A 10,268-nucleotide genomic window follows, 5' to 3' on the forward strand; every position below is an offset into this window, starting at 1 on the left:
GCCCGGTAACGTGCCGGGCAATGCCATTGTAAGTAACCATCATGACGACACTCACGCTGAACACTTCACTGCTGAATTCTCAATCGATTTTGGTCGCCTTTAGCGGCGGGCTGGACTCAACCGTACTCCTGCATCAGCTGGTGCAGTGGCGAGCGCAGCATCCTGAGGTCGCTTTACGCGCAATCCATATTCATCACGGATTAAGCCCACATGCAGACAGTTGGGTGCAGCACTGTGAGTCAGTATGTATGCAGTGGCAGGTGCCGCTAGTGGTTGAGCGGGTACACCTTGAGGACGATGGCCTGGGCATCGAAGCTCAGGCGCGACGCGCGCGCTATCAGGCATTTGCGCAGACCTTACTACCGGGCGAGGTGCTGATGACCGCCCAGCATCTCGATGACCAGTGTGAAACCTTTTTGCTGGCGCTTAAGCGCGGCAGCGGCCCTGCCGGACTTTCCGCCATGGGCGAAAACTCACCGTTCGCCGGAACCCAGCTGATTCGACCGCTGCTGGCGCAAACGCGAGAGGCGCTTGAAGCATGGGCGCGGCAGCATGAATTATGCTGGATTGAAGATGAAAGCAATCAGGATGATACCTACGATCGCAATTTCCTCAGATTGCGCGTTACCCCATTGCTCCAACAGCGCTGGCCGCACTTCGCGCAAGCCGTAGCCCGCAGCGCCGCGCTGTGTGCTGAGCAGGAGAGTTTACTGGATGAACTGCTGGCCAGCGATTTAGCCGATTGCATCACAGCCCACGGCACACTGCTACTGGTACCGTTAATGATGATGAGCGACGTGCGTCGTGCCGCGCTGCTTCGTCGCTGGCTGGCGGGGTTAAATGCGCCGATGCCTTCTCGTGATGGACTGGAACGTATCTGGCAGGAAGTGGCGCTGGCGCGGGAAGATGCCTCACCCTGTTTTCGCCTCGGGGAGTACGAGGTCCGCCGTTATAAGTCACAGCTGTGGTGGGTGAAGTCAGTCGATGGGCAAAGCGAAACCGTTATCCCATGGCTAGAGTGGAAAACACCGTTGGCGCTGCCTGCCGGATTGGGTTCGGTTCAGTTAATCTCTGCGGGTGAATTGCGCATGCCGCAAGCGGATGAAGCTGTCAGCATTCGTTTCAAAGCACCAGGGGTATTGCATATTGTCGGGCGTAACGGTGGACGGAAATTAAAGAAAATCTGGCAGGAGCAGGGGATCCCGCCCTGGCGACGAGATACCACACCGCTGCTGTTTTACGGCGAAACGTTGATTGCGGCTGCGGGTGTTTTCGTGACGCGTGAGGGGATAGCGGAAGATGGGGCTGGTGTGAGTCTGGTATGGCGTGCCTGATGGCGCTGCGCTTATCAGGCCTACGTATCACATGGAAAGTAGGCCGGATAAGGTGCAAGAAAGATTAAGATTCGCTGACCACCACGGTACCGATTTGCGGGTGGCTGAAGCTGGCAATTTTGTCGAGACGAAGCTCCCGGGTTTCACCAGCGACATCTGCGACCAGATACTCCACGTTTTTGCGTGAAACCAGGTCGTTCGCTTTCGCCTGCAAAACTTCGCCATCTTTTAACGCCAGCGTCAGTAACAAATGGTGCTGGCAGGCGAGTTCAAGATTGTCGTAATCATCGCAGTTGATGGGTTGATACGTTTCATTCATTGACATAATCGCTCACCAGTAAGTTCGCGGCAGCATAGGCCGCTTTTTCCCTGACCGACTCTGGAAGGGCGCTGTCTGTCGCCACTTCATTAAGCACCTTCAATACGCAACCCAGCGCATCCGGGATATACCCTAAGTCTCCGCTGGCGATTTCCGCGTACCGCTTGCGTATTAACTCACAATATTTTTCCACATGCCCTCCTGTCAGCACTCTGACTTAACCGTGGATGCAAGTCTAAGCCTACGAAGATAAACTCTGTTTAGCAAGGTGACTATACCATACTCATTCAAGCAATATCAGCGCCTTGATAGATGAGCAGTTAGCAGCCTTTTGCCGCAGTTTTCGCTACAATGTGCGCCTGATTCGAAAGGAGTTCTCCCATGGCGCTTAAAGCGACAATTTATAAAGCCGTCGTCAACGTAGCGGATCTTGACCGCAACCAGTTTCTTGACGCGGCCTTGACGCTGGCGCGTCACCCCTCTGAAACCCAGGAGCGCATGATGCTGCGCCTGCTGGCCTGGATTAAATATGCCGATGAACGGCTGCAGTTCACGCGTGGCCTGAGCGCGGAAGACGAGCCTGAAGCATGGCTGCGTAACGACCATCTGGGCATCGATCTTTGGATTGAGCTGGGTCTGCCGGATGAGCGCCGTATCAAGAAAGCCTGTACCCAGTCTGGTGAGGTTGCTCTGTTTGCCTATAACAGCCGTGCGGCTCAGATCTGGTGGCAGCAAAACCAGAACAAATGTGCGCAGTTTAAAAATCTCACCGTGTGGTATCTGGATGATGAACAGCTGGCGCAACTGAGTGATTTTGCTGGTCGTACAATGGCGCTGCAGGCGACTATTCAGGACGGCGCTATTTGGCTGTCCGATTCTCAGAACAATCTGGAAATTCATCTGACCGCGTGGCAGCCGCGTTCATGATTGTTCTCTCCCGAAACGTCTCTATCCCTGATAATGAGCTGGAAATCACGGCGATTCGGGCACAAGGCGCGGGTGGTCAGCACGTTAACAAGACCTCGACGGCTATCCATTTGCGCTTTGACATTCGGGCCTCGAGCCTGCCAGAGTATTACAAGGAACGCCTGCTGGCCGCCAGCCATCATCTGATTAGCGGCGATGGCATTATTATCATTAAGGCGCAGGAATACCGTAGCCAGGAGCTCAATCGGGAAGCGGCAATCTCCCGACTGGTGGCGGTGATAAAAGAATTAACCGCGGTGCAAAAAAGCCGACAGGCAACTCGCCCTACGCGCGCCTCGAAAGAGCGCAGGTTGTCATCGAAGGCGCAAAAATCCACAGTGAAAGCACTGCGCGGGAGAGTTCGTCGAACGCAAGACTGACGAGCGGGAATAAAAATTAATAAGGAATTGATAGTGAAAACAGCAATATTGTCCGTGGTCGCTGCATGCACGCTTTTTTCCTTGATTGGCTGTAATAATCGTACTGAAGTTGAAGTACTACAGCCGACGCGGGCGGCAGAATTAAAACCGATGCAGCAAAGCTGGCGTGGCATCTTACCTTGCGCGGACTGCGAAGGGATTGAAACCTCTCTGTTTCTGGAAAAAGACGGCACATGGGTGATGAACGAACGCTATCAGGGCGTGCGGGATGAACCGTCTTCGTTTGCCTCTTATGGCACATGGGCGCGTACAGCCGACAAACTGGTGCTGACCGACAGCAAAGGTGAAAAGTCGTACTACCGGGCTAAAGGCGAGGCGCTGGAAATGCTCGATCGTGAAGGTAACCCGATTGAGTCACAGTTTAACTACACGCTCCAGCCGGTTTCCGCCAGCTTACCGGTGACGCCAATGCCGATGCGAGGCATGTATTTCTACATGGCTGACGCGGCAATCTTTACCGACTGCGCAACGGGTAAACGGATGCCGGTGGCGAATAACGCTCAGCTTGAACGCGACTATTTAGCCGCTCGTGCGGAAAACGGACAGTCCGTACTGCTGACGCTTGAGGCGCATTTCACGCTGGAGTCAAACCCGGATACGGGTGAGAAAGTGAAAACGTTGATGGCGGATAAAGACGCGAAATTTATCCCTGGTAAAGCGTGTAATTAATCGATAGAAAAAAGGCCCTGATAATCAGGGCCTTTTTGTTGGTATTAGCCTTTAATGGCTTTGACCAGGAAGTCGACGATGTCGCCGGTTTTAATCAGCTCTTTCTCGCCGTTACGACGGTATTTGTATTCGATATCGTCGTTGTCGAGGTTACGGTCGCCCAGCACGATGGTGTGCGGAATACCGATCAGTTCCATATCGGCAAACATCACGCCCGGACGTTCTTTACGATCGTCCATCAGCACTTCAATACCCTGCGCGCGCAGCTCAGCGTACAGCTTCTCAGCCAGCTCCTGCACACGGTAGGATTTGTGCATGTTCATCGGCAGAATGGCGACCTGGAACGGGGCAATGGCATCTGGCCATACGATGCCACGATCGTCAAAGTTTTGTTCAATAGCAGCAGCGACTACGCGAGTGACCCCGATACCGTAGCAGCCCATAGTCAGCGTCTGGTTACGGCCATCTTCGCCCTGAACGGCGGCTTTCATCGCTTCAGAGTACTTGGTACCCAACTGGAAGATATGGCCGACTTCGATACCGCGTTTGATCATCAGCGTACCTTTGCCGTCCGGGCTAGGGTCGCCGGCGACTACGTTACGGATGTCAGCAACTTCCGGGGTGGCCACGTCGCGATCCCAGTTAATACCGAAATAGTGTTTACCGTCGATGTTGGCACCGGCAGCGAAATCGCTCATTACTGCAACGGTACGGTCGATAACCACCGGAATTGGCATATTCACCGGACCGAGCGAGCCAGGACCTGCTTTTACCAGCGCACGAATTTCTTCTTCGGTGGCAAAGGTCAGCGGGCTGGCAACCTGCGGCAGTTTTTCCGCTTTGACTTCGTTCAGCTCGTGATCGCCACGAACCAGCAGGGCGACCAGCGGGTAGCTGCTGCCTTCAACCGCTTTCACCAGCAGGGTTTTCACGGTTTTTTCGATAGGCAAGTTGAACTGCTCAACCAGTTCGGCGATGGTTTTAGCGTTCGGCGTATCTACCAGCGTCATTTCCTGGGTTGCTGCCGCGCGCGGCTCCTTCGGCGCAACGGCTTCGGCAAATTCGATGTTCGCCGCATAGTCGGAAGAGTCGGAGAAGATCACATCGTCTTCGCCGCTCTGCGCCAGCACCTGGAATTCGTGAGAGGCGCTGCCGCCGATAGAACCGGTATCCGCTTGTACTGCACGGAAATCCAGCCCCATACGGCTGAAGATTTTGCTATACGCAGCGTACATCGCGTCGTAGGTTTCCTGCAGGGATTCCTGAGAGGTGTGGAAAGAGTATGCATCTTTCATCAGGAATTCGCGGGAGCGCATCACGCCGAAGCGCGGACGGACTTCGTCACGGAATTTGGTCTGAATCTGATAGAAGTTCAGCGGCAGCTGTTTGTAAGAGCTCAGCTCGTTACGGATCAGGTCGGTGATCACTTCTTCATGCGTTGGGCCGAGGACGAACGAACGATCGCCACGGTCAGCAATACGCAGCAGTTCCGGGCCGTATTGTTCCCAACGGCCGCTCTCTTCCCACAGTTCAGAAGGCTGAACGACCGGCATCAACACCTCGATCGCACCGGCGTTGTTCATCTCTTCACGCACGATGTTTTCGACTTTTTTCAGGACGCGCACGCCGGTCGGCAGCCAGGTATATAACCCGGAGGCCAGCTTGCGGATCATCCCGGCGCGCAGCATCAGCTGGTGGCTGATGACTTCGGCGTCGGCAGGTGTCTCCTTCAGAGTGGAGAGCAGATATTGGCTAGTACGCATGTTGTTACGGTTCCAGTTGAACGATCGAACAGGCTCAAAACGAGCCTGGCACAAAACAAAAGTGGTTTAGTTTACCAGCGAGAAAGGGATGTCAAAAGAGTACGCGACGCAAATTAGCGGGCTTCCAGAGCAAAGACCTCAAATCCTGACGGCGTGACGCGCCAGCGGACGTTAAAGTCCAGTAGCCAGACGGCGTAGGTTTTGCCTTCTTCCTCATTTTTACGGTAGGCAGGACGCGGATCCTGCGCCAGCACTTCGGCAATAAACTGACGAAGATGCGGGTAACGTTGTTCGAGCTTCGGTAGCTGCTCCGCGAGATCTTCACTGAACGTCACGTCTACGCTGGCCTGGGGGGCATCCTGAGCATAGCTGGCGCGAGCATCGGGTAACGATTCGGCAAACGGCAGATACGGTTTTATATCTACAACTGGCGTGCCATCAACGAGATCCAGCCCACCTAGTTCGAGGATCACGTGCTCTTTATGGCAGCGGATGCCCCGTAGCTCGACCAACGACATGCCAACAGGGTTAGGACGAAACGTTGAACGCGTGGCAAAGACACCCATTCTGGCGTTGCCGCCAAGGCGGGGAGGGCGCACGGTCGGACGCCATCCACCTTCCATTGTCTGGTGAAAAACAAAAATCACCCACAAATGACTGAAGGCTTCCAGGCCGCGAACGGCATCGGCCTGGTTATAAGGTGCGAGCAAATGCAGTTCACCGCTGGCGCTTTTCACCAGACCGGGCTGGCGTGGAACGGCGAACTTTTCTTTATAAGGTGAGCGGATAACGCCTATTTGCTCGAACTGAAAATGGCTCATTTCGCCGAAATGTTCAGTGCAGAACCGATGCAAACCGCCTGACGATAGCAACCCGGCGTTCCGCTGGTCACTTCGCAACTGTGCAGCAATACCGCATTAGCTTTCATTTTTGATGCGTTAATCTGCATGCGTTTGCGTGCGGTTGGAATGCTCGGAGGGGAATCCTGGTTTGAAGCCTGGCAGGATTCACCGCTAACTTCGCCAAGATCGCGGAACGGTTTGCCTACTAAATCTTCAGCGTTAGTAATGATTCTTACCGGCGTAGCGCGCGGTGCTTTCGGTTTTTCCGGCTCCGCTTTCGGCGGGGTTGCGGTGCTTTGAACGGGTTCAACAGGGGATCTGCTTAACATAGAACAGCCGCTCAGCAAGAGTGCTACTAAACAGATCGGTAAAGCACGCATAATATTTCCTCAATGAATGATCTAAACGTCAGATATTGAATCAGGTGCTTGCATAAATGACAAGACGGGCAAGCGCCCGTCCTGATGATATTACAGATTCTGTAAACAGCCTAAAATTACCAGCCCTTAACAGCACCGCCGTTGAAGACTTTGTTTGCTGCTTCGTACACTTCGTCAGACTGGTATGCTTCAACGAATTTCTTCACGTTCTCAGCATCTTTGTTGTCTTCACGAGTCACGATCAGGTTTACGTACGGGGAATCTTTATCTTCAACAAAGATACCGTCTTTTGCCGGAGTCAGGCCGATCTGGCTGGCGTAGGTGGTGTTGATGACCGCCAGTGCGATTTGTGCATCGTCCAGGGAACGCGGCAGCTGCGGTGCTTCCAGTTCAACCAGCTTCAGGTTTTTCGGGTTTTCAATCACGTCCAGCGCGGTCGGCAGCAAGCCAACACCGTCTTTCAGTTTGATTAAGCCCACTTTTTGCAGCAGCAGCAAGGAACGACCAAGGTTAGTCGGGTCGTTTGGAATCGCGACCTGGGAACCGTCCTGCAGCTCATCCAGTGATTTGATTTTTTTGGAGTAGCCCGCAATCGGGTAAACAAAAGTATTGCCTACAGCAACCAGCTTATAACCGCGATCTTTGATCTGCTGGTCCAGGTACGGTTTGTGCTGGAAGGCGTTAGCATCGATATCGCCTTTGCTCAGCGCTTCGTTAGGCAGAACGTAATCGTTAAACGTGACCAGCTCAACGTCCAGACCGTATTTTTCTTTTGCCACTTTCTGCGCGACTTCTGCAACCTGCTGCTCTGCGCCAACAATAACGCCCACTTTGATGTGATTAGGATCTTTTTCATCCTGACCGCAACCCACAAGTGCCAGAGAACCGATCAGGGCTCCAACTGCCGCAAAGGTTTTGAATTTGAACGCCATGCTTATTTCCTTTTCTTAATGAGTTTTTAGTGTTGTGTGCAACGTTATTTGTGCGTGACAGCCCGGACGATGCGATCGCCGGATAACTGAATTAAATAAACCAGAACGACGAGCAATACCAGTACTGTATTCATTACGGTAGCGTTGTAACCAATATAGCCGTACTGATAGCCAATCTGTCCAAGACCACCGGCACCGACGGCACCGCCCATCGCGGAGTAACCAACCAGCGTGATAAGGGTGATGGTGGCCGCATTGACCAGTCCTGGCAGTGCTTCTGGCAGTAATACCTTACGTACAATTTGCAGCGGCGTGGCGCCCATCGCACGAGAGGCTTCTATCAGCCCGGTCGGGATTTCGAGCAGCGCGTTTTCCACCATACGGGCGATAAACGGCGCGGCACCGACGGTCAGCGGAACGATAGCTGCCTGCAGTCCGATAGAGGTGCCTACGATCATGCGGGTGAACGGAATCATCCACACCAGTAAGATGATGAACGGGATGGAACGGAAAATGTTCACCAGCGCAGAGAGCGTACGGTAGAGCTTCGCGTTCTCAATAATTTGCCCCGGACGTGTTACGTACAGCAACACACCAACCGGCAGACCAATCACAAAGCCAAAAAAACCGGACACAAAGGTCATTGCCAGCGTTTCCCATACGCCGCGAACCAGCAGCCACATCATCGGCTCAGACATAACCCAGTACCTCTACTTTTACATGGTGTTCCTGCAACCAACTGATGGCTGCTTGTGTATCTTCCTGTGTGCCGTGCATTTCAGTCAGCATGATGCCGAACTTCACACCGCCGGCGTAATCCATCTGCGCGCTAATAATGTTGTTATTCACATTAAACCGACGGGCCGTCTCAGAAAGTAGCGGTGCATCGACCGAATGGCCGGTGAATTCCATACGCAGCATCGGCACGCTGTCGGCTTCCGGCTCCGCTTTCAAACGTTCCAGATAATCTTCCGGAATATCCAGGTGCAGCGTGGACTGGATAAATTTCTGTGCCAGCGGCGTTTTCGGATGTGAGAACACTTCACTAACGGTGTCTTGCTCAATCAGTTCACCATTGCTGATGACCGCCACGCAGTCACAAATACGTTTTACAACGTCCATTTCGTGGGTAATCAGCAGAATGGTGAGTCCCAGACGACGATTAATATCTTTCAATAATTCCAGAATCGAGCGGGTCGTTGCCGGATCGAGTGCGCTGGTGGCTTCATCGCACAGCAACACTTTGGGATTACTTGCCAGCGCACGGGCGATCGCCACACGCTGTTTTTGTCCACCGGAAAGGTTGGCCGGATAGCTATCGTGCTTGTCGCCAAGACCAACCAACTCCAACAGCTCTGTTACGCGGCGTTTGATCTCTTCTTTTGGCGTGTTATCCAGTTCCAGCGGTAGTGCGACGTTACCGAACACCGTACGGGAAGACAGCAGGTTAAAGTGCTGAAAAATCATGCCGATTTGACGGCGAGCTTTAGTCAACTCCGACTCAGAAAGCGTGGTCAGCTCCTGACCGCCAACCTGAACGCTGCCTTCGGTAGGGCGTTCGAGTAGGTTAACGCAGCGGATGAGCGTACTTTTACCGGCACCGGAGGCGCCAATAACGCCATAAATCTGCCCGGCAGGAACATGCAGGCTGACATTATTTAGCGCCTGAATGGTGCGAGTCCCCTGCTGGAACACTTTGGTGATATTCGAAAGTTTAATCATTGGTTATTTATTATCGTAATTAAGTTAGCCGTGGCATTTTCGTCTGTCAGGTACGGTCGAAGCCGTCAACAAGATGGATGTTAAGGCATCCAGACGTCTAAATCAATCGGGCTTTGCACGATGAGCACTTTCTTGCCCGCTGAAACATGCGATACTAGAGTCACATGCCTTATTCAGGAGCTATAAAAGGTGGCAAAGTCTGTACCCGCAATTTTTCTCGACCGTGACGGTACCATTAATGTGGACCACGGTTATGTACATGAGATCGACGAGTTTGAGTTTATCGACGGCGTTATTGATGCCATGCGTGAACTTAAAAAGATGGGTTACGCGCTTATTATCGTGACGAACCAGTCTGGTATCGCGCGTGGTAAATTTACTGAGGCGCAGTTTGAAACGTTGACCGAATGGATGGACTGGTCGCTGGCCGATCGCGACGTTGAGCTGGATGGCATCTACTACTGCCCGCATCACCCGCAGGGTACTGTAGAAGAGTATCGTCAGGTCTGCGACTGTCGTAAACCACATCCTGGCATGTTTATCTCCGCCCGAGACTTCTTGCACATCGATATGGCCGCTTCTTATATGGTAGGCGACAAAATTGAAGATATGCAGGCGGCGGCAGCTGCGAATGTTGGCACGAAGGTATTGGTCCGCACGGGCAAACCCGTCACGCCAGAAGCAGAAAATGCGGCAGATTTGGTCATAAATAGTCTGGCAGACCTGCCGATGGCGATAAAAAAGCAGCAAAAGTAAGCGTTGTGGATAAAAGGTGAGCGGTTGAAACAAAAATGCATTTTTCCGCTTGTCTTCCTGAGTCGACTCCCTATAATGCGCCTCCATCGACACGGCGGATGTGAATCACTTCACACAAACAGCCGGTTCGGTTGAAGAGAAAAAC

Annotated in this window: 13 protein-coding genes; 5 read left to right on the plus strand and 8 right to left on the minus strand. The window is 53.1% G+C overall.

What is annotated here, in order from left to right:
- The first annotated feature begins 41 nt into the window (after positions 1 to 41).
- Positions 42 to 1,334, plus strand: coding sequence for a tRNA lysidine(34) synthetase TilS (gene tilS / locus OGX86_RS04595; protein WP_136391537.1), 1,293 nt, complete (start codon positions 42 to 44; stop codon positions 1,332 to 1,334).
- Between the two features lie 64 nt (positions 1,335 to 1,398).
- Here the strand turns inward: tilS and rof are convergent, their stop codons facing one another.
- Positions 1,399 to 1,659 carry a Rho-binding antiterminator gene (gene rof / locus OGX86_RS04600; RefSeq protein WP_003018503.1) on the minus strand — a complete coding sequence of 87 codons (261 nt, stop codon included), beginning with the start codon at positions 1,657 to 1,659 and terminating at the stop codon, positions 1,399 to 1,401.
- The gene (locus tag OGX86_RS04605; RefSeq protein ID WP_048214883.1) at positions 1,646 to 1,846 is read right to left on the minus strand and encodes a YaeP family protein; all 201 of its coding nucleotides are present in this window, start codon (positions 1,844 to 1,846) and stop codon (positions 1,646 to 1,648) included. The genes rof and OGX86_RS04605 overlap by 14 nt, the downstream gene beginning before the upstream one ends.
- A 188-nt stretch (positions 1,847 to 2,034) precedes the next feature.
- Here OGX86_RS04605 and OGX86_RS04610 point away from each other — a divergent pair, with 188 nt between their 5' ends.
- Genes OGX86_RS04610 through nlpE form a run of 3 tightly spaced genes read left to right on the plus strand, consistent with a single transcriptional unit; the run spans position 2,035 to position 3,728 of the window.
- Entirely contained in the window at positions 2,035 to 2,580 is a 546-nt protein-coding gene (locus OGX86_RS04610; RefSeq protein ID WP_003018497.1) for a YaeQ family protein, read from the plus strand.
- Positions 2,577 to 2,999, plus strand: a complete 423-nt coding sequence (gene arfB / locus OGX86_RS04615; RefSeq protein WP_032942412.1) for an alternative ribosome rescue aminoacyl-tRNA hydrolase ArfB — start codon at positions 2,577 to 2,579, stop codon at positions 2,997 to 2,999. Before OGX86_RS04610 ends, arfB begins: the two co-directional genes overlap by 4 nt.
- A gap of 30 nt (positions 3,000 to 3,029) precedes the next feature.
- Positions 3,030 to 3,728, plus strand: a complete 699-nt coding sequence (gene nlpE / locus OGX86_RS04620) for an envelope stress response activation lipoprotein NlpE (RefSeq protein WP_085951559.1) — start codon at positions 3,030 to 3,032, stop codon at positions 3,726 to 3,728.
- A gap of 44 nt (positions 3,729 to 3,772) precedes the next feature.
- On the opposite strand, the gene proS is transcribed toward nlpE, so the two are convergent.
- The 6 genes from proS to metN form a co-directional block, all read right to left on the minus strand.
- Positions 3,773 to 5,491: a proline--tRNA ligase gene (gene proS, locus OGX86_RS04625; RefSeq protein WP_003829149.1), complete on the minus strand. Its 1,719-nt coding sequence runs from the start codon at positions 5,489 to 5,491 to the stop codon at positions 3,773 to 3,775.
- Positions 5,492 to 5,604: 113 nt separating this feature from the next.
- A complete protein-coding gene (gene tsaA, locus OGX86_RS04630) occupies positions 5,605 to 6,312 on the minus strand; it encodes a tRNA (N6-threonylcarbamoyladenosine(37)-N6)-methyltransferase TrmO (protein ID WP_003829147.1) in 708 nt (235 codons plus the stop codon).
- Positions 6,309 to 6,713, minus strand: coding sequence for an envelope stress sensor lipoprotein RcsF (gene rcsF, locus OGX86_RS04635; protein WP_003018477.1), 405 nt, complete (start codon positions 6,711 to 6,713; stop codon positions 6,309 to 6,311). The genes tsaA and rcsF overlap by 4 nt, the downstream gene beginning before the upstream one ends.
- 116 nt (positions 6,714 to 6,829) lie before the next feature.
- Positions 6,830 to 7,645: a methionine ABC transporter substrate-binding lipoprotein MetQ gene (gene metQ, locus OGX86_RS04640; RefSeq protein ID WP_003829145.1), complete on the minus strand. Its 816-nt coding sequence runs from the start codon at positions 7,643 to 7,645 to the stop codon at positions 6,830 to 6,832.
- Between the two features lie 44 nt (positions 7,646 to 7,689).
- Positions 7,690 to 8,343 (minus strand): methionine ABC transporter permease MetI, encoded by a 654-nt coding sequence (locus OGX86_RS04645; protein WP_003018471.1) that lies wholly within the window; start codon positions 8,341 to 8,343, stop codon positions 7,690 to 7,692.
- Positions 8,336 to 9,367, minus strand: a complete 1,032-nt coding sequence (metN, locus tag OGX86_RS04650) for a methionine ABC transporter ATP-binding protein MetN (protein ID WP_048227055.1) — start codon at positions 9,365 to 9,367, stop codon at positions 8,336 to 8,338. Before metN ends, OGX86_RS04645 begins: the two co-directional genes overlap by 8 nt.
- Positions 9,368 to 9,556: 189 nt before the next feature.
- On the opposite strand from metN, the gene gmhB reads away from it, so the two are divergent.
- Positions 9,557 to 10,123 (plus strand): D-glycero-beta-D-manno-heptose 1,7-bisphosphate 7-phosphatase, encoded by a 567-nt coding sequence (gene gmhB / locus OGX86_RS04655; RefSeq protein WP_003829138.1) that lies wholly within the window; start codon positions 9,557 to 9,559, stop codon positions 10,121 to 10,123.
- The last annotated feature ends 145 nt before the right edge of the window (positions 10,124 to 10,268 follow it).

It is taken from the genome of Citrobacter sp. Cpo040, assembly GCF_030332915.1.
Taxonomy (GTDB): domain Bacteria; phylum Pseudomonadota; class Gammaproteobacteria; order Enterobacterales; family Enterobacteriaceae; genus Citrobacter; species Citrobacter portucalensis.

Excerpts from the sequence above, each read along its gene's own strand:
- tilS (WP_136391537.1), top strand. The coding sequence starts at position 42 with ATGACGACACTCACGCTGAACACTTCACTGCTGAATTCTCAATCGATT.
- rof (WP_003018503.1), bottom strand. The coding sequence starts at position 1,659 with ATGTCAATGAATGAAACGTATCAACCCATCAACTGCGATGATTACGAC.
- OGX86_RS04610 (WP_003018497.1), top strand. The coding sequence starts at position 2,035 with ATGGCGCTTAAAGCGACAATTTATAAAGCCGTCGTCAACGTAGCGGAT.
- arfB (WP_032942412.1), top strand. The coding sequence starts at position 2,577 with ATGATTGTTCTCTCCCGAAACGTCTCTATCCCTGATAATGAGCTGGAA.
- proS (WP_003829149.1), bottom strand. The coding sequence starts at position 5,491 with ATGCGTACTAGCCAATATCTGCTCTCCACTCTGAAGGAGACACCTGCC.
- tsaA (WP_003829147.1), bottom strand. The coding sequence starts at position 6,312 with ATGAGCCATTTTCAGTTCGAGCAAATAGGCGTTATCCGCTCACCTTAT.
- rcsF (WP_003018477.1), bottom strand. The coding sequence starts at position 6,713 with ATGCGTGCTTTACCGATCTGTTTAGTAGCACTCTTGCTGAGCGGCTGT.
- metQ (WP_003829145.1), bottom strand. The coding sequence starts at position 7,645 with ATGGCGTTCAAATTCAAAACCTTTGCGGCAGTTGGAGCCCTGATCGGT.
- OGX86_RS04645 (WP_003018471.1), bottom strand. The coding sequence starts at position 8,343 with ATGTCTGAGCCGATGATGTGGCTGCTGGTTCGCGGCGTATGGGAAACG.
- metN (WP_048227055.1), bottom strand. The coding sequence starts at position 9,367 with ATGATTAAACTTTCGAATATCACCAAAGTGTTCCAGCAGGGGACTCGC.